The sequence below is a fragment of the Rhodoferax koreense genome, from assembly GCF_001955695.1.
GTDB lineage: Bacteria > Pseudomonadota > Gammaproteobacteria > Burkholderiales > Burkholderiaceae_C > Rhodoferax_B > Rhodoferax_B koreensis.
Window position 1 is genome coordinate 23421 of sequence record NZ_CP019236.1, and the last position, 23864, is coordinate 47284.

General features: G+C 68.0%; 20 protein-coding genes. 13 read left to right on the forward strand and 7 right to left on the reverse strand.

The window, feature by feature from the left end; genetic code table 11:
- Positions 1–142: 142 nt before the first annotated feature.
- Both queE and RD110_RS00115 read left to right on the forward strand, forming a co-directional pair.
- Positions 143–778 (forward strand): 7-carboxy-7-deazaguanine synthase, encoded by a 636-nt coding sequence (gene queE, locus RD110_RS00110; RefSeq protein WP_076195551.1) that lies wholly within the window; start codon positions 143–145, stop codon positions 776–778.
- The gene (locus tag RD110_RS00115) at positions 775–1179 is read left to right on the forward strand and encodes a 6-pyruvoyl trahydropterin synthase family protein (protein WP_076195553.1); all 405 of its coding nucleotides are present in this window, start codon (positions 775–777) and stop codon (positions 1177–1179) included. Before queE ends, RD110_RS00115 begins: the two co-directional genes overlap by 4 nt.
- Before the next feature lie 4 nt (positions 1180–1183).
- Here the strand turns inward: RD110_RS00115 and RD110_RS00120 are convergent, their stop codons facing one another.
- The 3 genes from RD110_RS00120 to RD110_RS00130 all read right to left on the reverse strand — a co-directional run bounded on the left by RD110_RS00120 (position 1184) and on the right by RD110_RS00130 (position 2765).
- A complete protein-coding gene (locus RD110_RS00120; protein WP_076195555.1) occupies positions 1184–1618 on the reverse strand; it encodes a DUF1810 domain-containing protein in 435 nt (144 codons plus the stop codon).
- A gap of 3 nt (positions 1619–1621) precedes the next feature.
- Positions 1622–2209: a glycosyltransferase family 2 protein gene (locus RD110_RS00125; RefSeq protein ID WP_076195557.1), complete on the reverse strand. Its 588-nt coding sequence runs from the start codon at positions 2207–2209 to the stop codon at positions 1622–1624.
- 184 nt (positions 2210–2393) lie between these two features.
- Positions 2394–2765, reverse strand: a complete 372-nt coding sequence (locus RD110_RS00130; RefSeq protein ID WP_076195558.1) for a hypothetical protein — start codon at positions 2763–2765, stop codon at positions 2394–2396.
- Between the two features lie 217 nt (positions 2766–2982).
- On the opposite strand from RD110_RS00130, the gene RD110_RS00135 reads away from it, so the two are divergent.
- The 3 genes from RD110_RS00135 to RD110_RS00145 all read left to right on the forward strand — a co-directional run bounded on the left by RD110_RS00135 (position 2983) and on the right by RD110_RS00145 (position 5271).
- Complete coding sequence (locus tag RD110_RS00135; RefSeq protein ID WP_239467140.1) at positions 2983–3438, forward strand: surface-adhesin E family protein; 456 nt, start codon at positions 2983–2985, stop codon at positions 3436–3438.
- A gap of 5 nt (positions 3439–3443) precedes the next feature.
- The gene (locus RD110_RS00140) at positions 3444–4064 is read left to right on the forward strand and encodes a 3'-5' exonuclease (RefSeq protein WP_076195560.1); all 621 of its coding nucleotides are present in this window, start codon (positions 3444–3446) and stop codon (positions 4062–4064) included.
- Positions 4065–4158: 94 nt separating this feature from the next.
- Complete coding sequence (locus tag RD110_RS00145) at positions 4159–5271, forward strand: 3-deoxy-7-phosphoheptulonate synthase (protein ID WP_076195562.1); 1113 nt, start codon at positions 4159–4161, stop codon at positions 5269–5271.
- Positions 5272–5274: 3 nt separating this feature from the next.
- Here the strand turns inward: RD110_RS00145 and pdxR are convergent, their stop codons facing one another.
- The gene (pdxR, locus tag RD110_RS00150) at positions 5275–6708 is read right to left on the reverse strand and encodes a MocR-like pyridoxine biosynthesis transcription factor PdxR (protein WP_076195564.1); all 1434 of its coding nucleotides are present in this window, start codon (positions 6706–6708) and stop codon (positions 5275–5277) included.
- 93 nt (positions 6709–6801) lie between these two features.
- Here pdxR and RD110_RS00155 point away from each other — a divergent pair, with 93 nt between their 5' ends.
- The 3 genes from RD110_RS00155 to RD110_RS00165 are packed head-to-tail and all read left to right on the forward strand — an operon-like array spanning position 6802 to position 9242.
- Positions 6802–7239, forward strand: a complete 438-nt coding sequence (locus RD110_RS00155; RefSeq protein ID WP_076195566.1) for a carboxymuconolactone decarboxylase family protein — start codon at positions 6802–6804, stop codon at positions 7237–7239.
- Between the two features lie 9 nt (positions 7240–7248).
- Positions 7249–7662 carry a cupin domain-containing protein gene (locus tag RD110_RS00160; protein ID WP_076195568.1) on the forward strand — a complete coding sequence of 138 codons (414 nt, stop codon included), beginning with the start codon at positions 7249–7251 and terminating at the stop codon, positions 7660–7662.
- 14 nt (positions 7663–7676) lie between these two features.
- A complete protein-coding gene (locus tag RD110_RS00165; RefSeq protein ID WP_076195570.1) occupies positions 7677–9242 on the forward strand; it encodes an MFS transporter in 1566 nt (521 codons plus the stop codon).
- A gap of 22 nt (positions 9243–9264) precedes the next feature.
- Here the strand turns inward: RD110_RS00165 and RD110_RS00170 are convergent, their stop codons facing one another.
- Complete coding sequence (locus RD110_RS00170) at positions 9265–10314, reverse strand: sterol desaturase family protein (protein WP_076195572.1); 1050 nt, start codon at positions 10312–10314, stop codon at positions 9265–9267.
- Positions 10315–10478: 164 nt separating this feature from the next.
- On the opposite strand from RD110_RS00170, the gene RD110_RS00175 reads away from it, so the two are divergent.
- The 4 genes from RD110_RS00175 to RD110_RS00190 all read left to right on the forward strand — a co-directional run bounded on the left by RD110_RS00175 (position 10479) and on the right by RD110_RS00190 (position 20747).
- Positions 10479–14987, forward strand: a complete 4509-nt coding sequence (locus tag RD110_RS00175; protein ID WP_076195574.1) for an EAL domain-containing protein — start codon at positions 10479–10481, stop codon at positions 14985–14987.
- Between the two features lie 106 nt (positions 14988–15093).
- Positions 15094–15663, forward strand: a complete 570-nt coding sequence (locus RD110_RS00180) for a PadR family transcriptional regulator (protein WP_076195576.1) — start codon at positions 15094–15096, stop codon at positions 15661–15663.
- On the forward strand, positions 15660–16511 hold the full coding sequence (locus RD110_RS00185) for a siderophore-interacting protein (protein WP_076195578.1): 852 nt from the start codon (positions 15660–15662) through the stop codon (positions 16509–16511). Before RD110_RS00180 ends, RD110_RS00185 begins: the two co-directional genes overlap by 4 nt.
- 192 nt (positions 16512–16703) lie before the next feature.
- Positions 16704–20747, forward strand: coding sequence for an EAL domain-containing protein (locus RD110_RS00190; RefSeq protein ID WP_157900013.1), 4044 nt, complete (start codon positions 16704–16706; stop codon positions 20745–20747).
- On the opposite strand, the gene RD110_RS00195 is transcribed toward RD110_RS00190, so the two are convergent.
- Positions 20748–21590 (reverse strand): aldo/keto reductase, encoded by an 843-nt coding sequence (locus RD110_RS00195; RefSeq protein WP_076204114.1) that lies wholly within the window; start codon positions 21588–21590, stop codon positions 20748–20750.
- A gap of 26 nt (positions 21591–21616) precedes the next feature.
- On the reverse strand, positions 21617–22825 hold the full coding sequence (locus tag RD110_RS00200; protein ID WP_076195580.1) for an MFS transporter: 1209 nt from the start codon (positions 22823–22825) through the stop codon (positions 21617–21619).
- 103 nt (positions 22826–22928) lie between these two features.
- Here RD110_RS00200 and RD110_RS00205 point away from each other — a divergent pair, with 103 nt between their 5' ends.
- The gene (locus tag RD110_RS00205) at positions 22929–23831 is read left to right on the forward strand and encodes a LysR family transcriptional regulator (RefSeq protein WP_076195582.1); all 903 of its coding nucleotides are present in this window, start codon (positions 22929–22931) and stop codon (positions 23829–23831) included.
- The last annotated feature ends 33 nt before the right edge of the window (positions 23832–23864 follow it).

Below are 23864 nucleotides of genomic sequence, written 5' to 3' on the forward strand. Positions count from 1 at the left end.
CCAGCTTAGGCTGCCATGCCGCGTCCGGCCAATACCGTTGGCGTCATGCGCAAAAGGTATCAGGCTCAGCGCCTCCTCGACCGGTGCCCCGGCAGCGGCGACAATACGGGGCTCCGATTCAGACGAAACACACGCGATTGCCATGGGCTACCAGGTCAAAGAAATCTTCTATACGCTGCAGGGCGAAGGCGCCAACGCCGGCCGGCCGGCGGTGTTCTGCCGCTTCGCCGGTTGCAACCTCTGGTCGGGCCGCGAGGAAGACCGGAGCAAAGCCGTCTGCCAGTTCTGCGACACCGATTTCGTCGGCACCGATGGCACGTCCGGCGGCAAATACGCCACGGCTGAGTTGCTGGCCGAGCAGATCGCCGCGTTCTGGCCCGCCGGTGACGCCACCCACCGCTTCACCGTGCTCACCGGCGGCGAGCCGCTGCTGCAGGTGGACGACGCCCTGGTAGCGGCCCTGCACGCCCGCGGTTTCCGGATCGCGGTCGAGTCCAACGGCACGGTGGTCGCGCCCGAAGGCATCGACTGGCTGTGCATCAGCCCCAAAGCGGGCGCGCAACTGGTCCAGAAGCAGGGCGACGAGTTGAAGGTGGTCTGGCCCCAAGCCGGGCTGGACCTGCCGGCGCTGGCACAACTGCCGTTTCGTCACCACTACCTGCAACCCATGGACGGCCCGCTGCAGAAGACCAACACCGGCCTGTGCATCGCCGCCTGCATGGCGCAACCGGCCTGGAAGCTCAGCGTGCAGACCCACAAATTCACGGGCATTCGATGAGCCAGCCCCACACCCCCGGCACCGAAGCCTTGCTCGGCAGGTTCGAGGTCAGCCAGCGTTTCTTCTTCGATGCGGCCCACACGCTCCAACGCGAGATCGAAGCCGAGAGCAGCGCACGCATCCACGGCCACACCTACCATGCCGAGGTCACGCTCGCCGGCCAGCCCGACCCGCAGACCGGCATGGTGGTCGACCTCGGCCAGGTACGCGCCCACATCGCCACGCTGCGCGAACAGCTGGACCACCGCCTGCTCGACGAAGTGCCGGGCCTGGGCGTGCCCACGCTGGAGAATCTGTGCAGGTTCATCGCCGACGGCATGGCGAGCTACGCGTCGATGCTCAGCGCGGTACGGGTGTGGCGCGAGTCGACGGGGGATGGCTGTGTGTTGAGGTTGGGCTGAGGCCTCAGCGCAGCAACGCCAGCGTTGCCGCATCACGTTCACCACCGCAGAACTGGGCCAGCACGCGATCGAACAGCCCCCTGTCTTCGGGCATATTGGCTGCCTCTGAAAACAAAGTCATGCTGGACGCAAGCTTGAGGTCGTCGGGCGAGCCGAAGACCTGCGTTGCCGAACATGGCGGCAGGCGCATCAGCACTTCGCAGCAAGCTTTCAAGCGCGGGCCCAGTACCGGATGCGCGAGGTAGGCGCGGGCTTCGTCGATGGAGACGATGCCATAGCGCCAAGCCATCTGGCTTCTGCCAAGGCCGCGCAATTGGGGAAACACGAACCACATCCAATGGCTGCGTTTGCGGCCGGCGCGGAGTTCGGCGATTGCGTCATCGAACACCGGCGCCTGCGCCGCCACGAATCGCTCCAGGTCATGGCCGGCCGGGGCCATGCTTCAGCCCATGCTGATGCGCCGCGGCGCGGCTTGCAGGATGGACTTGGCACCGCCGCCGGCGCCGATGGTGCGCGCGGCCGGCACGGCCAGCATCGTGGGTACGGGTGAGACAGCCTGTCCGGCGGAGGGTGCCACGGCTTGCGCCGCCTTGCGTTCGTCGGCGGCCAGATAGGCCTTGGCGCTCAGGCCGAAGTTGGCAGCGTGGAACAGGGCGTTGCCTTCGTCGAGCGCACCGTCCACCACGGCGGGGCAGACCACGTCGGTGCTCTGGCGGATCTGTGCGGCGAGCCAGTCTTGCGTCACCACGCTGTCGGCATCGGCGAAAGCCAGCCAGCGCGCGCCGGCGCGCACGGCCGCATCGGCACCGGCCTTGCGCGCGGCACCGACATTGCCCGCCTCCACGTCCATGGTGTGCACGCCCCAGCTGCGTGCAAGCCAGCCGGTGCGGTCGTCGCAACGGTCGAGCACGACGGTGATCTGCACGTCATCTTCGGCCAGGGCCGGGTGGCGTGCGGCACGCACCAATGACTCGAGGCAGGCGTCGATGGTGTCCTGGGCATTGTGGGCGGGGACGATGATGGCAATCAATTGGCACCTCGCTGGGGTCGGTCGGTTGAAGAAGCTGAATCGGAACTGGCGGCGCAATCCACCTTGGGTTGATGCTGAATGCAACGCGCCCCGACGCGTGTAGGAGGCGGAGCGATCATCGCGCCAGCCCAAATCCAGCCAACACCAACCACAGCCGGATCGACGGTTTGCCCCGGCGTTTGCATCAGCTTCCGACCTTGTCGAGCGGCATGACGGCCCAGCGATTGCCGACCTTGTCCTTCAGCGTCTGCACCAGCGACTGCAGCACCGGCGCCGGCACCACCGCGCCGAAGCGCTCGGCCAGCACTTCGTCGGCCTTTACAGGCTTCTTCTCGCCGATCAGGAAGTTGCCTTCTTCGTCGTGTGGGGTGTTGAGTTCCATCTCCTCGTAGCGCGTGGCGAACCAGCGCCACATCGCGGTCTTCTGTTCAAGCTCGGGCGCGCCGCGCAGCCAGTCGTCCACCGGTTCAAAACGCGGCTGCGTGAGGTCGCCCGCGGCGGCGGGCAGGTCGATCAACTGGCCGTTGGTGAGTTCATCGGTGGCGATCATGGCCATGGCTTTTCCTTTCAATGCAAAGCAGAGTTGCGTCCAGCGTACGCGGGCCCGGGCGGGCCGCATGTAGGAGGCCGAGCGGTTGTGCTGTCCCGTGGGTCGCACCATGCGGGCACTCGCAGGGGTCATTCGTTCGAGCCCCTGGCTCCTTTTTTTAGCTCTTGTATTGATAGCTGTCCGCGTCAGTCCTCAGTGGACGAGGGCGCTAAAATGCCCTGAAATGAAGATGCTGAAAACCACGCTGCTGCTGGCGGCACTCACCGGGACCGCAGCCCAGGCCCAGAGCCCGGCACCGGTCAGCACCTCGCGCACCACCTGGTTCACCGTGGTGGGCGACCCGGAAGACCCGAACGTCGACACCGTGCAGGTCGATCCTGTGGACCACGACGGCAATCCCCGCACCATGCGCGTGCGCGTGAGCCGCTCAACCGCGCGCAGCAGCTGGGACGGCGTGCCCTACCGTTCGTACACCTCGAACGTGGCCTTCGAGTGCGACAGGAACCAGGCGCGTTACCTGAGCCTGAGCTACCACGGGCAACCGCTATGGCCGGGGGAGCCGGACAAGACGGTGGACTACTCCACGGGCACGCCGCGCATGATGGCGTTCCGCGACATGACGCCCAATCCCACGCAGCGCATCATCCAGGCGGCCTGCCGCCTCGTCGCCAAGCGCTGACCATCTTGTCGCCCATCGCCGTCATCGACTTCGAGACCACCGGCATTTCGCCGGGCCAGGGCGCGCGCGCCACCGAAGTGGCCATCGTGCTGCTCGAAGGCGGGCGCGTGGTGGATCGTTTCCAGAGCCTGATGAACGCCGGTGTGCATGTGCCGCACTTCATCACGCAGCTCACCGGCATCACCAATGCCATGGTGGCCGCCGCGCCGCCGGCCGAGCGGGTGATGGCGGACGCCGCGCGCTTCGTCGGCGACCTGCCCATGGTGGCGCACAACGCCGCGTTCGACCGCAAGTTCTGGCAGGCCGAACTCGCCCGGGCCGAAGTGCAGGCGGCCCAGCCCTTCGCCTGCACGGTGCTGCTGTCGCGCCGCCTGTATCCGCACGCGCCGAACCACAAGCTCGGCTCGCTTGTCGATTTCCACCGGCTGCCGCGCTTCGGTCAGGCCCACCGCGCGCTGGCCGACGCCGAGATGGCGGCCGCGCTGCTGGCCCACATGCAGCACGACCTGCGCCAGCGCTGGCGCGTGGCCTGCCCCGAGCACACGCTGCTGATGGCGCTGCAGCGCTGCGCCAAGCCGGCGGTGGCGGCGCTGCTGGCGCGCCACGCCGAGCCCGCCACCGCCTGACCCTCGTTCAACTGGATTGAGGCGCCGCGCGCGTCGCAGTACCATCCTCGTCCCAACGAGAAGTCGTACACAAAACAAGAGAAGAGGCCCCGCCATGCCCACCCACGCCCATCCCGCCGCTGCGGCCGCGCCGCGCACCCATGACACGACGCGCATCGACGACACCCGCATCAAGGCCGTGCGCCCGCTGATCACCCCTGCCCTGCTGCAGGAATGGCTGCCCGCGCCCGAGGCCGCAGAGGCCCTGGTGGAGGTCAGCCGCGGCGCCATCTCGCGGGTGCTGCACGGTGGCGATGATCGGCTGGTGGTGGTGGTCGGGCCGTGCTCGATCCACGACCACGACCAGGCGCTCGACTACGCACGGCAGCTGAAGGTGCAGGCCGACGCCTTGCGGGACGAGCTGCTGATCGTGATGCGCGTTTACTTCGAGAAACCCCGCACCACGGTGGGCTGGAAGGGCTACATCAACGACCCGCGCCTGGACGGCAGCTTCGCCATCAACGAAGGCCTGGAGCGCGCACGCCAGCTGCTGCTCGACTTGCTGGCGCTGGGCCTGCCGGTGGGCACGGAATTCCTCGACCTGCTGTCGCCGCAGTTCATCAGTGATTTGGTGAGCTGGGGCGCGATCGGCGCGCGCACCACCGAAAGCCAGAGCCATCGCCAGCTCGCCAGCGGCCTGAGCTGCCCGGTGGGCTTCAAGAACGGCACCGACGGCGGGGTGAAAGTGGCCAGCGACGCGATGCTGGCCGCGCAGGCCGAACACGCCTTCATGGGCATGACCAAGATGGGGCAGGCGGCGATCTTCGAGACACGTGGCAACGACGACTGCCATGTGATCCTGCGCGGCGGCAAGCAGCCCAACTACGCGGCTGCGGACGTGGATGCCACCTGCGCACTGCTGCAGGGCGCAGGCCTGCGCCCGCAGGTGATGATCGACGTGTCGCATGCCAACAGCAGCAAGCAGCACCGCCGCCAGATCGAGGTGGCCGCCGACGTGGCCGCGCAGATCGCCGCGGGCGACCGGCGCATCGTCGGCCTGATGATCGAGAGCCATCTCGAGGAAGGGCGGCAGGACATCGTGCCCGGCCAGCCGCTGAAACGCGGCGTTTCGGTCACCGACGCCTGCATCAGCATGGCCCAGACCCTGCCCGTGCTGCAGGGCCTGGCCGAGGCCGTGCGCGCGCGGCGCGGCAAATCCCCGCGGTAGCTTTCAGCCCATCTGCTGCAGAATGTCGCGCAGGCGGTCCAGCGAGGTGTCGATGTCCTCGGTGGCGATCACGCCGAAGCCCAACATCAGGCCCTGGCGCGGTGGCGAGAAATGGTAGAAGCCATCGATGCTGTACAGCCCCACGTCGACGCGCCGCGTGAGTTTGAGCAGCATGTCCATGTCGAGTGTGCGACGCGCGAGTGCGGCCATGTGGAAGCCGGCCTGGGTCGGCACCAGTTCGAGCCAGGGTGCGAGGTCGGCGGCGAAACGCTGCATCAGCCGCTCGCGGCGCGCCGCGTACACCGCATGGCAGCGGCGGATGTGTTTGAGCAATTCACCCTCGTCGATGAACTTGGCCAGCGCGGCCTGCGCCGGCAAAGCGGTGTGCCAGTCGACCAGATGTTTGGCCGCAGCCACGGCTTCGTTGATGGCCGGCGGCGCGATCAGGTAGCCGAGGCGCAGCTCGGGCGAAATCGTCTTGGAGAAGCTGCCGACGAAGGCCACGCGGCCGTGCCGGTCCAGGCTTTGCAAGGCATCGTTGGGCCGGCCCTCGTAGCGGAATTCGCTGTCGTAGTCGTCCTCCACCACCAGCGCGCCGAGCGCCTCGGCGCGCGCCAGCAAAGCCTCGCGGCGGCGTGTGCTCATCGGCATGCCGAGCGGGAAGTGGTGCGCGGGTGTGACGTAGATGAGGCAGGTGCCGTCGGGAATCCGCTCCGCCTGCAGGCCCTCGCCATCCACAGGCACGCCGACCACGTGTGCACCCAGGCCCTCGAACAGCGCCCGCACGGGCGGATAGCCCGGCTCCTCCACGGCCACGGTGGCGCCCGGCGCCACCAGCACGCGCGCCACCAGGTCGAAGGCCTGCTGCGCACCGTTGGTGACGATGATGTCGGCCGCGCCGCAACGCACGCCGCGCGAGAACGCCACGTGGCGGGCGATGGCTTCGCGCAAAGCCGGCAGGCCTTCGGTCGGGCCATACAGGCCGCGTGAACGGCTGCTCTCGCGCAGCGCCTGCATCACGCAGCGGCGCCATTCGGCCTGCGGAAACAGCTTGCGGTCGGGCGCGCCGCCGATGTATTCGAAGCGCGAACCGCCCTCGTGCGGCGCATGCCGCAGCGGCGTGTGCAGACCACGCCAGCGCGCCAGCATGTCGGCACCGGCGAAATCGGAACGTTGCGGCGCGGGCGCCTGCGGCACCGCCTTGCCGGCAACGAAGGTGCCGCTGCCGACACGGCCGATCAGCACACGGTCGTAGGTGAGCCGCGCATAGGCCTCGTTCACCGTCTTGCGCGACAGGCCGAGCTGCTCGGCCAGCAGGCGCGACGGTGGCAGCTTCGCGCCTGGCGCGAGCCGGCCGGCGCGCACGGCCTCGCGCAACTGCCGCACCAGTTGCCCCGTGAGGTCCTTGTCACCTTCGATGACGACGTGCAATTCCATGAATTGGTCTCCTCGAAATGCCTCGAATTGGCCGCCGATGGGATGCCATTGGCTACCTAGCATAGACCTACCTCAACACAGCTGGAGATCATCATGGAACAACGTCTCGACATGTACAAAACCTCGCCCGATGCCATCAAGGCGCTGGTGGCACTGGAAACGGCCGTTTCCAAACTCGGCATCGAACCCGCGCTGCAGGAGCTGGTGCGGTTGCGCGCCTCGCAGATCAACGGCTGCGCATTCTGTGTCGACCTGCACAGCAGCGACGCGCGCAAGAAGGGTGAAACCGAACGCCGCCTCAACGCCGTGACGGTGTGGCGCGAGACGCCGTTCTTCACGCCGCGCGAACGCGCCGCACTGGCCTGGACCGAAGCCCTGACCCGCATCGCCGACACGCATGCGCCGGACGCCGACTACGCCGACCTCGCCGAACATTTCACGGAAGCCGAACGCGTGAACCTGACGCTGGCCATCGGCCTGATCAACGTGTGGAACCGGCTGTCGGTCGCGTTCCGCAAGATGCCCGCATAAGGAGCCACGATGAAAATCCGAACGTCTTTCGCGCCGGTGTTGTTCTCCGCCCTGCTGACGTTGGCCGGCGTGGCTGCGGCACACGGGGCCGGCGAAGAAACCGTGACCCCGCTGCAGCACGAATTGCTGCGCGAGCTGCCCGGCAAGCAGGCGGTCATGGCCGTGGTCGCTTACCAGCCCGGTCAGGCCAGCACGCCGCACCAGCATGGCGGCACGGTGATGGCCTATGTGCTCGAAGGCAGCGTGGTCTCGCAGGTCGGCGACCAGCCGGCCACGACCTTCCACGCAGGCCAGTCCTGGGTCGAGACACCGCATGCGCCGCACCGCGTTTCGCGCAACGCCAGCCAGACACGGCCGGCCAGGCTGCTGGTCTGGCTGCTGATGGACGAAGGCGGCCAGGTCAAGCAGCCGCTGGCCGAATAAGCAGCGAGACCGCGATGCCGACACCAACCACCGCCAGCCGCGGGCCACGCGGGCCGTACCTGCTCTATCTGCTGATCGGCAGCCTGCCGTTCAGCGACTTCCTGCAGACCGGCATCGTCGCCTTCAGCGCCGCGCCGGTGATGGGCGACATCGCCGCCAGCCCCGAGGAATACAGCAGCGTGGCCACGCTGTACGCGGTGGTGGCGATCGCCGTGATCGCCGTGCACCGGCAGTTGCTGGATCGGCTCGGCTGGCGCCGAATGGTGCAGGGTGCGAGCCTGTTCTTCGCCAGCGGCGCCGTGGTCTGCGGCTTGAGCCAGGGCCTGCCGCTGTTTGCGCTCGGCCGGGTGTTGATGGCGCTGGGTTGCGCCTCGTTCCTGACCGCGGGCCGGGTGCTGGTGAACCACATCCCGCTGTCGCCCAGGCGTTTCACCGGCATCAAGTTCTTCGCGTCGGGCCTGGCCTGGGGCGGCGTGGCCGGGCCGTGGCTGGCCGCGGCGGCGCTCGCCTCGCACAGCTGGCGGCTCGGTTTCTTCGCGCTGCTGCTGCCGGCGGCGATCATCTTCATGCTGGCCAGCCTGGCGCTGGACAACACGCCGCACGACCAGGCCAAGCCGCACCTGGCGTTGCCTCGTAGCCTGCTGCTGTTGATCGGCGGCAGCTTCACCCTGCTGCATGTGCTGCAGCGCTCGAACTACGACTTCTTCAACGGCGCGCGCCTGCTATGGGCCGGCGCTTTGCTGGCGCTGATCGCGCTGGCGATGTTCGTGTGGCTGAGCCGGCGCGATGCGGCCGCGCCCATCGCGTTCCGGCCACTGGCACAGCGTCGTTACCTCGTCGGCTTGGGCATGTTCGCCCTGTGTTACCTGGTGCTCGGCGCCAACAACACCATGCTGCCGGTGCTGCTGCAGCGCGCACTGGGCCTGCCGCTCGAAGTCATCGGCCGTTACATGGGCATCGGCGCCCTGGCCGGTGTGGCCAGTTGGATCGTGGTCTCGCGGCTGATGCCGAAAAGCCCGGGGCCGACGCGGTATTACCTGGCCGGCTTCGCCGCGCTGCTCGCCTGTGGCCTGCGGCTGTCGTCCATCAGCGAGGCGGCCGACCCCTGGCGCAGCGTACTGCCGGCGCTGCTGTGCAACGGTGCCTTCGTGATCCTGGCGCTGTCCACCACGGCGATGCAGACCTTCCAGACGTTGCAGCGCGACGAGGTCACGTTCTCGCATGCGAACCAGGTGAAGAGCATGCTGGGACAGTTCGGCGTGGCCGCGGGCACGGCGCTGGCCACCTTGTGTCTGCAGTGGCGCAGCAGCCTGCACTACGCCCACCTCACGGAAAGCCTGTCGGCCAGCAACGGCGCGCTGCAGCCTTCGCTGGCGCTGTTGACACGCTGGTTCGCGGCCGCACAGGACACGGCCAGGGCGCCGGCCATGGCGCTGGCCCAGCTCGGCCTGTGGGTGAACCAGGAGGCCACGCTGATGGGCGCGCTCGACTACTTCTTCGCGGTGGCGCTGCTGGCCGGCTTCTGCATGTGCATGGTGGCGATCGAGGGCCTGTGGCGCGTCCGGCGGCCACCGCGGTGAAGCACGCGATGTCCACCCGCCATCATCGCCGGCCGTCATGCCGGTGCTGATCGGGTTCATCGTCGCGCAGTGGCGCATAGCCCGGGCCGCCAAACGACACGTCGCCGAGCCGCCAGCCCGACGGCCTGCGCACCGCGCCCCAGAAGCGCTTGAGTACGTGCCACTGCATGGCGACCAGGCCGCGCTCGTTGTCGGCGTCGACCACCGGATCGCTGACGCCGGTCGGCCGCAGCGCGGCGCCATACAGCGCGGTGCCGAACAAACGGTCCCATACCGACAGCACCTGGCCGAAGTTGCAGTTGTGCAGGGTCGGCCGCTCGGGGTCGCGGCGCATGTGGTGCAGCCGGTGGAAGCGCGGCCCGACCAGCCAGCGTTCGCCGATGCGTCCCATCGCGGCGAGTTGAAGGCGGACATTGGCGTGGGAAAGGTTCTGGATCAGTTCGCTCAGCAGCACCAGCAGCGCGAATTCAGAAGCGTCCACGCCCATGGCCAATCCGACACCGGCCAGGATGAACGATTGCAGCACGCCGTCGAGGTAGCTGCCGCGGTCGTTGCTCCAGCAACTCATCTGGCGCTGGCTGTGGTGCATGCTGTGCAGCGCCCACCACCAGGGAATGGCGTGCTGGGCGCGATGCATCCAGTAGTAGGCGAGGTCATAGACCACGTAGTAGACGAAGAACATCGCGAACGGGTGCCCGGTGAACCAGGGGAACCACGCACGCAGCCCACCCGGCTCGTCCTCGGCCGGCCCGCCGCCGAGCAGCTGTGCGAAAGGCATCAGTACCAGGAAGCTGAACAGCGGAAACAGGCCCAGCAGCATCAGCAGCGTGTAGTGGCGGTCCACCGTGGTCAGGCGCCGGTCCTGCCAGCGCTCGGCCGGCCAGAGGCCCTCCAGCGGCCGCATCACGCCGGCGATCAGCAACAACTGAATACCCGCGATCAGCAGCGATTCGGCAACCTCGCGCGGGTCGCCCGCGGCGGCACCGATGTGGAGTGCGGCAAGCACCGGCACGACGATATGGGCACCGGTCCAGCCGATGGCATCCGACCAGAGCAGCGGAAGAGATGGCATGGCGTCGATCCTTGGAAGTCCTTGCCCGCATGGGCCGCACGGGGATTATCCGTGGTGGTGGACCGACGCTGCTCTCGCGCACAAACAACACAAATCGATTGCACAATCGTTGACTTTTTCGGTCCAATCCCGGAATTTCGCATGGTTCACGCTAAAGTTCGGCGGTGAAAGACGAAACCTCCGCCCCGGATGCCGGCAACCAGCGGGAACCCAGCACGCTGGGCATCCTGGCTAAAACCGACGGACACGACCTGCCGCGCCCCGCATCCGCTGGCGTGCGGCCCGCGCATGCCGAGGCGCTGGAGGTGGCAAGCCAGGTGGCCCGCATCGGCGGCTGGATCGTCGATCTGCCGTGGGGCCAGCTGACCTGGTCGGACGAGGTGGCCGTCATCCACGAACTGCCGCCGGGCACCACGCCGCCGCTCGAGGAGGCATTCGCGCTGTATGCCCCCGATGACCGCGCCGCGATCCGCGAGGCCTTCGGCGAATGCGCACAGCGCGGCACCCCGTTCGACCTGGAACTGCAGATCGTCACCGCGCGCGGCGCGCGCCGCTGGGTGCGGGTGATGGGCCGCGCGGTTTTTGCCGAGGGCGACGCGGGCGGCGAGGCACGGGTGCGCCGCGTGCAGGGCGCGTTCCAGGACATCTCCGACCGCAAGCAGATCGAGGAAGATCTGCGCCTGAGCGAGGAGCGTTTCAAGTACGTGAGCCGGGCCACGGCCGACGCGGTGTGGGACTGGGATCTCCGCACCGACGCGATGTGGTGGAACGAGGGGCTGAACCACCTCTTCGGCGTGGCGCCGGAAGGTACCGCACCCGACAGCGCCTCCTGGGTGTCGCGTCTCCATCCTGCCGACCGGCAACGGGTGCTCGACAGCATCCACGAAGTCATCGACGGCGGTGGCCGGAACTGGAGCGCGGAGTACCGCTTCCGCCGCCAGGACGGTTCGTATGCCGAGGTGCTCGATCGCGGCTTCGTGATCCACGATGCGCACGGTGCGGCGGTGCGCATGGTCGGCGGCATGAGCGACCTGAGTGAAGAGCGGCTGGCCGAGGAAGAGGCGCTGCTGGACGCGGAGACGCGGGCCAACATCGTCAAGATCCAGCAGGAGATCGCCGCGCTCGACCTCGACCTCCAGGCCGTGATGACGCTCACCGCCGAGCGCGCACGCATGCTGACCGGCGCCACCGGCGGGCTGATCGAACTGCTCGAGGGCGCGTACCTGGTGTGCCGCGCCTCGTCGGGCAAGACGGCGCGTCAGATCGGGGTGCAGCTTCCGCTCGACGACAGCCTGTCGGGCCGCGCACTCAAGAGCGGCGATGTGCTGATCAGCCACGACGTGGAGACCGACGCGCGCGTGAACCGGGCCGCCTCGCACCACATCGGCGCGCGTTCCGTGATCGCCGCGCCGCTGCGTTCCGGGGCCGAGATGATCGGTGTGCTCAAGGTTCTGTCCGATGTACCGCAGGCGTTCACAGAGCGCGACGTGGTGAACATGCAGATCCTGGTGACCTCGCTGGGCACCATCATCCAGCGCCACCGCATCGCCGAGCAGTTGCGTCAGTCCGAAAGCCAGTACAGGCTGCTGTTCAACAACAACCCCATGCCGATGTGGGTCTATGAGGCGGAGCACTGGCGCTTTCTCGCGGTGAACCAGGCGGCGATGGACCACTACGGCTACAGCGAGGCCGAGTTCCTGTCGATGCGGCTGAGCGACATCTGGCCGCCGGACGACGTGGCCGCCTTCGCGCAACTCAGCGACGCCGTGCTGAACAACCGGCCGCAGTACGCCGTGAAGCGGCGCCACCGCAAGAAAAATGGCGAATTCATCGACGTGGAGAGTTCGGGCAACAGCATCGTCTTCAACGGCCAGTCCGCGCGGCTGGCCATGGCCAACGATGTGACGCACCGGCTGCGCGCCGAGCGTGAACTGGCCAGCGTGAGCCGCGCCCAGCGCATGCTCAGCGCCTGCAACGAAAGCCTGATCCGTGCCACGTCGGAGGCCGACCTGCTGCAGGAAATCTGCCGCATCACCGTGGACATCGGCGGCTACCGCATGGCCTGGGTCGGCTATGCGCAGGACGACGCCGAGAAGAGCGTGTCCATCGCGGCCCACTGGGGCAAGGCCACCGACTACCTGCACGACCTGCCGCTGTCGTGGTCGCCCGACGTGCGCATCGGCCAGGGGCCGGTCGGGCGCACGATCCGCAGCGGCGAGATGGTCATCGTCGAAGACATCTCCAAGGACGACAGCTTCGCGCCGTGGGTGCAGCGCGCGCTGGCCAGCGGCTTCCACGGCGTGGTGTGCCTGCCGCTGCGCACGGCGGACGGCGGGGCGAACGGCCCCACGGACCGCACCTTCGGGCTGTTCTACCTGTACGCACCGCGGGTGCTGCAGATCGGTGCCGACGAGGTGCGCCTGCTCGAGGAACTCGCCAACGACCTGGCTTTCGGCATCGCCAACCTGCGCGCCCAGGAAGAGCAGCGCCGGCTGCAGGCTGCGGTGCTGAAGGTGGCTGTGGCGGTGTCGGCCGGCACCGGCTCCACCTTCTTCGAACACCTGGCGCGCAACATGGCCGAGGCCCTCGGGGCGCAAGTCGGTGCGATCGCCAAGTTGCTGCCCGCCGAGGCATCTGCGCCGCCCAGCCTGCGTGTGCTGTCGGCCGTGGTCAATGGTGCCCCGCGGCCGCCCTTCGATTGCCCGCTGTCCGGCACGCCGTGCGAAGACCTGACGCAAGGTCAATGGCTGTTGACGGACATTCCCGTGGGCGGACTGCCAACCTCCTCCACCCTGGCCGGCTTTCCTGTGCGGGCCCATGCCGGCCGGCGACTCGACAACAGCGCCGGGCAGCCGATCGGTGTGATCGCGGTGATGTTCGACGCGCCGCTGACCAGGCCGGACTTCGTGGTCTCCACGCTGCAGATCTTCGCCGCGCGCGCCGCCGCCGAAATCGAACGGCAGGAGGCCGACGCACGCATCCTCGACCAGGCTTCGCTGCTCGACAAGGCGCAGGACGCGATCATCGTGCGCGGCCTGAACCACCGGGTGCTGTACTGGAACAAGAGCGCCGAGCGGCTGTACGGCTGGACCTCGGAGGAGGCGTTGGGCCAGGCGCTGGCGGACCGCACCCACATGGACCCGGGCGCGTTCGAGCAGGCGCATGCCGAGCTCATGGCCAGCGGCGAGTGGAGCGGCGAAATCACCCAGATGCGCAAGGACGGCAGCCTGCTGACGGTGGAGGCGCGCTGGACCCTGGTGCGCGATGCGGCTGGCTCGCCGGTCTCGGTGCTGGCGATCAACACCGACATCACCGCCCGGAAAACGGCCGAGCGCGAGATCCAGAAGCTGGCGTTCTACGACCCGCTGACCCAGTTGCCGAACCGGCTCCTGTTGATGGACCGGCTGCAGCAAGCGCTCGCCGCCAGCGCACGCAGCGGTCGCGGCGGCGCGCTGCTGTTCATCGACCTGGACAACTTCAAGACCTTGAACGACACACTCGGTCACGACCAGGGCGACCTGCTCCTGCAACAGGTGGCACTGCGCCTGACGTCCTGCGTGCGCGGGGCCGACTCGGTAGCCCGGCTCGGCGGCGACGAATTCGTGGTGATGCTCGAAGACCTGGGCCAGGGCGCGGCCGAGATCGCCACCCAGGCCAAGCTGGTCGGCGAAAAGGTGCTGGCCACGCTGGCCACGCCCTACCGGCTGGCCCACGGCGAACACCAGAGCACCGCCAGCATCGGCATCGCGCCCTTCAACAACCACCACGACAGCATGGGCGAACTGCTGAAACAGGCCGATATCGCCATGTACCAGGCCAAGGCCGCGGGCCGCAACACGTTGCGCTTCTTCGACCCCGGGCTGCAGGCGGCGGTGACGGCGCGCGCCTCGCTCGAGGCCGATCTGCGCACCGCGCTGGCGCAGGACGAATTCACGCTGCACTACCAGCCGCAGTCCGACGGGCGGGGACACATCTCGGGCGTGGAAGCGCTGATCCGCTGGGCCCATCCGCAGCGCGGCCCGGTCTCGCCCGCGGCATTCATCCCGCTGGCCGAGGAGACCGGCATCATCCTGCAGATCGGCCAGAAGGTGCTGCAGATCGCATGCACCCTGCTGGCCGACTGGGCGCGACGGCCCGAGACCGCGCACCTCACGATGGCCGTGAACGTAAGCTCGCGCCAGTTCCGCCACCCCGATTTCGTGGGTCATGTGACCGACGTGCTGCGCAGCACCGGCGCCAATCCGCATCGCCTGAAGCTGGAACTCACCGAAAGCCTGATGGTCGACGACATGGACGTCACCATCGAGAAGATGACGGAGTTGCAGCGCCAGGGCGTCGGTTTTTCGCTCGACGATTTCGGCACGGGCTATTCGTCGCTGTCCTACCTGAAACGGCTGCCGCTGGACCAACTCAAGATCGACCAGTCCTTCGTGCGCGACGTGCTCACCGATGCCAACGACTCGGCCATCGCCCGCACCATCATTGCGCTCGGCCAGAGCCTGGGCCTGAACGTGATCGCCGAAGGCGTGGAAACCGAGGCGCAGCGCGATTTCCTGTCCAGCCACGGCTGCCATGCCTACCAGGGTTACCTCTACAGCCGGCCGCTGACGGAAGCCGCCCTGGCCGCATTCATCCGCGAAAGATCGCCCGTGATCGCAGGCCTCGACGCCTGAATTGCCCTCTTGCCCCTTTGGACGGAAGGGGCAAGTCTCCGACGCTTGTTTTAGATCGAGTTTAGATATATCTTCTTAAAATCGACATATCTAAATAGGATCTGAAATGCACGACTTCGATCATTTTTCGCGGGGCAGGCACCACGGCCATGCGCCGCATGGCGCGGGCCTGGGCGGCGCACCCGGCGACCGGGGCGGCCGCGGTGGCCGTGGGGGTGGCCGGGTCTTCGGACACGGTGGACTGCGCCTGGTGCTGCTGCAGCTCATCGCCGACAAACCCAGCCATGGGTACGAGCTGATCAAGGCCATCGAGGAAAGGCTCAACGGCGCCTACACCCCGAGTCCCGGCGTGGTCTATCCGACGCTCACCCTGCTCGAAGACTTGGGCTACGCCACCGTGGCCGACAGCGAAGGCGGGCGCAAGCTCTACAGCGCCACGGCGGCAGGCCTCGATTTCCTGGCTGCCAACCGCGAGGCGGCCGACGCCCTTTTGGCACGCATGAACGAAGCCGGCAGCCCGGGCAACGGCCGGCCGCCACAGGTGGTGCGGGCGCTCGAGAACTTCAAGCTCGCCGTGCGCATGCGCCTCGGGCGGGCGCCGCTGACCGAGGACCAGGCCAACGCTTTCGCCGCCGTGCTCGACACCGCGGCGCAGAACATCGAAAGGCTGCCGTGAGCGCCGCCCGAGCACCCGAAGGTGCAGCAGCGAGCGCCCCTCCCGACCGTACGCCGCGGCGCGTGCGCCACGAACTCAGGTTCCGCTTGGTCGAGGTCGTGCGGGCCGAGCGCCTCACGCCGGGCATGGTGCGCGTCACGCTCGGCGGCGCCGATCTCAAAGGCTTCGACAGCCCTGGTTTCGACGACCATGTGAAACTCTTCTTTCCCGACCCCGCGACCGGCGAGATCGCCATGCCACAGCTGGGCGCCAATGGCCCGGAGAAGGCGCTGGACGGCCCGCGTCCGACGATGCGCGACTACACGCCAAGGCACTTCGACATCCAGGCCCGGACGCTGACGATCGATTTTGCCGTGCACGATGCCGGACCGGCCACCACCTGGGCGTTGCAGGCCCGACCCGGCCAACGGCTCGGCGTTGGAGGTCCACGCGGCTCTTTCATCCTGCCCGTCGAGTTCGACTGGCACCTGCTGATCGGCGACGACACGGCGCTGCCGGCGATCGCGCGCCGCCTTGCACAACTGCCCGCTGGCGCCCGCGCCGTGGTGTTGGCCGAAGTCGATTCACCCGAGGACGAACTCGCGCTGCACAGCGCCGCGGATGTCACGCTGCACTGGGTGCATCGCCGCGGTGCGGCACCCGGCCAAACCGAGCACCTGCTGGCCGCCCTGCGTGGCCTGACGCTGCCTGCCGGGGAATTCCATGCCTGGGTCGCCGCCGAAACCGGCGTGGCCAAGGCCTTGCGCAGCCACCTGGTCGGCGAGCGCGGCGCGGAGCCGAAATGGACCAAGGCTGCCGGCTATTGGCGCCATGGCAGCGCCGCGACCCACGACGCCATCGAAGGCTGAGTCCGTCGACGACCGAAGACCGGCCACATCGACAGAGGCCAAGCGCGGACGCCACAGTTTGGCGCCCTCGCCTTGACGCGGAAGGAGCGTACGTGTAACTATACGTAGCCAAAGGCCTTCTGTAACGTTCCATGTCCACCCCTGTCTTAGCGACTGCGCCGATCTGGCGCGCCGTGCCCAGGCTCGCCCCCGATGCATGACTGTGCTGTCCACGAGGCAGCCCGGCTCGACCCACTGGTGCGCATGGCCGCCACCCTTTGTGGTTGCCCCACCGCGGCGCTGCTGTTGGCCGATGAGGACGGGCCATGCCTGGTGGCGTGCTTCGGCTTGCCCAACGCGGCCGAGGGCCTTGCCATGCGCATACAAGACAGGGTGGCGCTGACGCGCCAGCCGCTCCAGGAAACCTCGCCCGAGGACGGCTTCCTCGCGGGCTGGCCATTGCCCGACACCAACGGTGTTCTCGTCGTCATGGGACCCGCCGGCACCTTGCTGGGTGCCACTCAGCAGCAGGCCTTGACCGAGTTGGCCGCCCATGTGGCCAGCCAACTGGCCTGGCACGAGGCGCAGGCGGTCCAGGCACGCAATGCGCAGACCGCGGCCACGCTCGATGCCGAAGCCTGGCGCCGTGTGCGCGACATCCAGCAGGAGCTGGCTCAGGTCCAGCTCGATCCGGACGTCGGCCTCGAAACCGTCATGGGGCTGATCACCGAGCGGGTGCTGCTGCTCACGGGCGCCGACGGCAGCGCCATCGACCTGGCCGAAGACGGCGAGCTGGTCTGCCGCGCGGGTGCCGGCCTGGTCGCGGTGCACGTGGGCATGCGCTTCGCCATGGACACGAGCTTGGCCGGCCTGTCCCTGGGCCGCAACGAGACGGTCTACGCGCCCGACATCGAGGCCCATCCGCTGGCGAGCCCGCTCGCGGTCCGGCTCATGCCAGAAGTGCACAGCCTGCTGACGACGCCGCTGCGCGTCGGCAATGAGGCCATCGGCGTACTGCAGCTGCAGTCGAAAAAGGTGGACGCCTTCGGCCTGCGCGAACGCAGCAGCCTGGCGACGCTGGCCGAGTCGCTGGGCGGCATCATCCAGCGCTATCGCATGGGCCAGCAGCTGCGCGCCTCCGAACAGCAATACCGCATGCTGTTCGAGAACAATCCCTATCCGATGTGGGTGGCGGCACGCGACAGCCGCAAACTGCTCGCGGTGAACCGCGCGGCCATCGTGCACTACGGTTACACGGAGGCCGAATTCCTGCAGATGCACGTGCGCGACCTCTGGATCGACGTCAGCGCCCAGGACCTGGAGGCCCGCTGGAACGACACGCCGAAAGAGGAAAAGGTGCTGGCCGTACCCTGGCGGCACCGGTTGAAGGACGGCAGCATCATCGATGTGGAGATTTCCTCCGATGCCATCAGCTTCAACAACCAGGCCGCGCGGCTGGTGCTGGTGCACGACGTGACACAACGCCGCCGGGCCGAACGCGACCTGGCCCGCGTCAGCCGCGCGCAGCATCTGCTCAGCGCCTGCAACGAGGCCCTGGTGCGCGCCGCCTCGGAAGGCGCGCTGCTCACCGAGATCTGCAACATCGCGGTGCAGATCGGTGGCTACAGCATGGCCTGGGTGGGCTTTGCGCAGGACGATGCCGAGCGCTCCATCGTGGCCGTGGCGAACGCCGGCACGGGTGCCGATTCGATGAAAGGCGAGCCGCTGTCCTGGGACGCCGACACGCCGAGCGGACAGGGCCCCGCCGGGCGCACCATCCGCAGCGGCGAGGCGGTGATCGTCGAAGACGTGGCCCGCGACCCTTCTTTCGCCCCGTGGCTCGCGCAGATCCTGCAAAGCGGCTTCCGTGGCGCGGCCAGCCTGCCGTTGCGCGACGGCAGCCGCACCTTCGGCCTGTTCTACCTGTACGCACCCGAGGTGGTGAAGATCGGCAGCGACGAGGTGCGCCTGCTGCAGCAACTCGCCAACGACCTGGCCTTCGGCATCCTGCACCTGCGCGCCCAGGAGAGCCAGCGCCGGCTGCATGCCGCGGTGATGAAGGTGGCCGCCGGCGTGTCGGCCAGCACCGGCACCGCGTTCTTCGAGCAGCTGGCGCGCAACATGGCCGAGGCGCTCGGCGCGCAAGCGGGCTTCATCGTGCGCCTGATGCCTCTGCCCGCAGTGGACTCGGCCGGCACCACGCCCGACGCCGCACCGCCGCGCATGGCGCACACCATGGCCGGGGTGCTGGAAGGCCGGGCGCTGCCGAACTTCGCGTTCGCCTTGGCCGGCACGCCGTGCGACAACCTGGCCGAGGTCGATACCTGCATGGTGTCGCCGAAGCTGTGCGGCATGTTCGCCGGCATTCCTTCGCTCGCGGGACTGACCGCGCGCACCTACGTGGGACGCCGGCTGGACAGCAGCAACGGAGAACCGGCGGGCCTGCTGTTCGTGCTGTTCAAGGAGCCGCTGCAGCATTCGGAGTTCATCTTTTCGACGATGCAGATCTTCGCCGCACGCGCCGCCGCGGAACTCGATCGGCAGGATTCGGACGCGCAGATCCGTCACCAGGCCTCGCTGCTCGACAAGGCGCAGGACGCGATCATCGTGCGCGGCATCGACCACCGCGTGCTGTACTGGAACCAGAGCGCCGCGCGCCTGTACGGCTGGACGGCCGAGGAGGTCGTGGGCCGCTCGCTGGTGAACCTGCTGTACGGCGACCCATCCCGCTTCGAGTTCGCCAACCAAGCGGTGATCGAACAAGGGGAATGGCATGGCGAGATCGCCCAGGTGCGCAAGGATGGCAGCGAGTTGATGGTGGAGGCGCGCTGGACGCTGGTGCGCGACGCCAACGACCAGCCCCATTCGATCTTCGCCATCAACACCGACATCACCCAGCGCAAGGCCACCGAGGACGAAATCCACAAGCTGGCCTTCTTCGACGCACTGACGCAACTGCCCAATCGCCAGCTGTTGACCGACCGGCTGCGCCACGCCCTGTCCAGCTGCGCGCGCAACGGCCGTGGTGGCGCCCTGCTGTTCATCGACCTGGACAACTTCAAGACGCTCAACGACACCCTGGGCCACGACCGCGGCGATCTGTTGCTGCAGCAGGTGGCGCGGCGCCTGGCCGCCTGCGTGCGGCAGATGGATACCGTGGCAAGGCTCGGCGGCGACGAATTCGTGGTGATCCTCGAAGACCTCGGCGAGGACACGCAGGAGATCGGCGTGCGGGCCAAGGCCATCGGCGAAAAGATCCTGCAGACGCTGAGCGCGGCCTACCAGCTCGAGGGCAACGAACACCAGAGCACCTGCAGCATCGGCATCACGCGTTTCACCGGCCAGGTGGACAGCGTCGGCGAGTTGCTGAAGCAGGCCGACATCGCCATGTACCAGGCCAAGGCCGCGGGCCGCAACACGGTGCGCTTCTTCGACCCCGGCCTGCAGGCCGCGGTGACGGCGCGAGCCTCGCTGGAAGCCGACATGCGCCTTGCGCTGGCCCAGGACGAGTTCTTCCTGCACTACCAGCCGCAGATCGACGCCCAGGGCCTGTGCACCGGCGTAGAAGCATTGGTGCGCTGGCACCACCCGCTGCGCGGCACGGTGTCGCCGGCCGAGTTCATCCCGGTGGCCGAGGAGACCGGGCTGATCCTGGAGATCGGCCGCCAGGTGCTGCAGCAGGCCTGCGGGCTGCTGGCCTCCTGGGCGGGCGACGAACACACGGCACACCTGAGCCTGGCGGTGAACGTCAGTTCGCGCCAGTTCAAGCACGCGGACTTCGTGCAGCAGGTGTGCGACACGCTCGCCAGGAGCGGCGCCGACCCGTCCCGGCTCAAGCTCGAACTCACGGAAAGCCTGCTGGTCGACGACATGGAGCTGATCATCGACAAGATGATGGTGCTGCGCGCGCACGGCGTGAGTTTCTCGCTCGACGACTTCGGCACCGGCTATTCGTCGCTGGCCTATCTGCGCCGGCTCCCGCTGGACCAGCTGAAGATCGACCAGTCCTTCGTACGCGACGTGCTGACCGACCCGAACGATGCCGTGATCGCGCGCACCATCATCGGCCTGGGCCAGAGCCTCGGCCTGAACGTGATCGCCGAAGGTGTGGAAAGCGCCGAGCAGCGCGACTTCCTGCTGGCCCACGGCTGTCTGGCCTACCAGGGGTATTTCTTCAGCCGGCCGCTGGCCCTGCCGCAGCTGGAACATTTCCTGCAGCAGGCCGCCACGCCGGTCTCGGCGCCGGCGCCGCTCTGATCAGGCCGCGTCCCACTCGGGGGCGAGGCCGTCGGGCCTCACGAAGCGTTGGTGGCGTGCGGTCAGCGCATGCACGGCCGCCATCTCGTCGGCGCTCAGTTCGAAGTCGAAGATGTCGAAGTTGGACAAGGCCCGCGCCGGCTGCACGGTCTTGGTCAGGGCCACCACGCTGGGCTGCTGCACCAGCCAGCGCAGCGTGACCTGCACCGCCGATTTGCCGTGGCGTTCGCCGATGGCGCGCAGCAGGGGGTCATTCACCACCGTGCCGTCGGCCAGCCCGTAATAGGCGGTGACGGTCATGTTCGCGGCATGGGCGGCCTGCAGCAGCCGGTCCTGGTTCAGGTAGGGGTGGTACTCGACCTGGTTCGTCACCAGCGGGGCAGCGCTCAGGCGGGCCGCCTCGGCCATCTGCGTGGTGTTGAGGTTGCTCACGCCGATGTGGCGGGCCATGCCGGCGCGCTGCACGGCGTTCAAGGCCTGGATGGTCTCGTTGAACGGCACTTTCGGATTGGGCCAGTGCAGCAGCAACAGGTCGACGTGGTCGGTGCGCAGCTTCTGCAGGCTGGTCTCGACAGACTTCTGCAGGTCACCGGTGCGGTAGTGATCGACCCAGACCTTGGTGGTGAGGAAGATCTCCTGGCGCGGCACGTTCGAGCCTTCGATGGCCTGGCCGACCTCGGCCTCGTTGCCGTAGATCTGCGCGGTGTCGACATGGCGGTAGCCGATGGCAAGCGCTTGCGGCAGGATGTCGAGCACGTCGGCACCGGGCATGCGGAAGGTGCCGAAGCCGAGCGAGGGGATGGTGGCCGGGCCGGCGCCCAGGCGTTTGGTATGGAGGGTCATGGTCATGGTCCGATGGGTTGGAGGAATCAATGGGCGACGGCGCGGGAGCGCATCGCGGTGGGTCGATGGGAGGCAGGCAGCCTGCGGTCGAGACGGCCCATGAAGGTGGTCAGGCCGAGCGCACCGAGCACCACGATGGCGCCGATCCACGGCGTGTGCATCAGGCCGAGTTTTTCGACGATCGTGCCGCCGGCCAGCGCGCCGCCGGCAATGCCGAGGTTGAAGGCCGCGATGTTCAGCCCCGAGGCCACATCCACCGCCTGCGGCGTCACGCGTTCGGCCTGCTGCACCACGTAGACCTGCAGGCCCGGCACGTTGCCGAAGGCCACCGCGCCCCACAGCAGCACCGTCGCCACGGCCAACCACGGGTTGTGCGCGGTGAACGTCAGCGCGAACAGTACCGCGGCCAGGCCCAGGAACACCACTTGCAGCGCGCGGATCGCCCCATGTCTGTCAGCGAGCTTGCCGCCCCAGATGTTGCCCACCGCCACCGAGACCCCGTAGACCAGCAGCACCAAGCTCACCGTGCCGGCACTGAACCCCGAAACGTCCTGCAAGATCGGCGCAAGGTAGGTGAAGGCGATGAACGAGCCACCGTAGCCGAGCGCCGTCGTGGCGTAGACCAGCAGCAGGCGCGGCTGGCCCAGCACACGCACCTGCTGCAACAAGGAAGCCGGCGCCGCGTGGCGAATGCCGGAGGGCACGAACGCCAGGCTGCCGAAAAACGCGACCAGGCCCAGCGCCGACACGGCGAGGAAAGTCTCGCGCCAGCCGAAATGCTGGCCGATGAAGGTGCCCAGCGGCACGCCGGTGACCAGCGCCACGGTCAGCCCGGTGAACATGATGGCGATCGCGCTCGCGGCCTTCTCGCGCGGCACCAGGCTGGTGGCGATGGTGGTGCCGATGGAGAAGAACACACCGTGCGCCAGGCCGGTCAGGATGCGCGCCGTGACCAGCGAGGCATACCCCGGCGCCTGCCAGGCCAGCAGGTTGCCGGCGGTGAACAGCACCATCAGGCTCAGCAGCAGCACCTTTCGCGGCAACCGGCCGGTGAGCGCGGTGAGCACCGGCGCGCCGATGGCGACGCCCAGGGCATAGAGGCTGACCAGCAGGCCGGCCGACGGCAGGCTCACCTGCAAGTCGGCGGCGATGACGGGCAGCAGCCCGACGATGACGAATTCGGTGGTTCCGATGGCATAGGCGCTGATGGTCAGCGCCAGCAAGGCAAGGGGCATGGTGGACTCCAGTGGATGAATGGCTGGAGTCTGAGGCTTTGGCTCTTGCAGAAAAAGCTGGTGATCGGCACAAGATTCTTGACTACTGGTCAATAATCAAGCGATGAAAACCACACTCGAGGAGCTCAGCGCCTACACCACCGTGGTGGACACCGGCTCGATCACGGCGGCTGCCGACCAGCTCGGGCAGACCAGTTCGGGCGTGAGCCGCGCGCTCGGCCGGCTAGAGGCCAAACTCGCCACCACGCTGCTGCAGCGCACCACGCGCCGGCTTGAGCTGACCGAAGAGGGCCGGATCTTCCTGGCCCAGGCACGCAAGATCCTGGCGGCCGTGGACGAGGCCGAAGAGCAGATGGCCGTGCGCCGCGAGCAACCCGCCGGCCGGCTGCGCGTGAACGCCGCCGTGCCCTACATGTTGCACGTGGTGGTGCCACTGGTAGCGGAGTTCCGCAACTTGTACCCGGCGATCGAACTGGAGCTCAACAGCAGCGATGCCATCATCGACCTGCTCGAGCACCGCACCGACATCGCCATCCGCATCGGCGCGCTGCAGGATTCAACGCTGCATGCGCGCCCGCTGGGCACCAACGGCCTGCGTGTGCTGGCCAGCCCCGCCTACCTCAAGGCCCACGGCCGACCCAGGACCGTGGCCGCGCTGGTGGCCGAACACAGCTTGCTCGGCTTCACACAACCGGCCTCGCTGAACCGCTGGCCGCTGCGCGACGCCGACGGCAATGAATTGCAGATCAACCCCTCGCTGCTGGCCTCCAGCGGGGAAACCCTGCGCCAGCTGGCCCTGGCCGGCGCCGGCATCGTCTGCCTGGCCGACTTCATGACCCACGCCGACCGCGCCGCCGGCGATCTGGTCCAGGTGCTGCCGCGCGAGACGCTGGACGTGCGCCAACCCGTGCACGCCGTGTACTACCGCAACACGCAGCTGTCGGCGCGTATCGCGTGTTTTCTGGATTTCATGGGGGCGCGGCTGGGGCAAGGAAAGGCCGCTTGAGAATCAGCATCAAATCCGGCTTCGGAACAATCG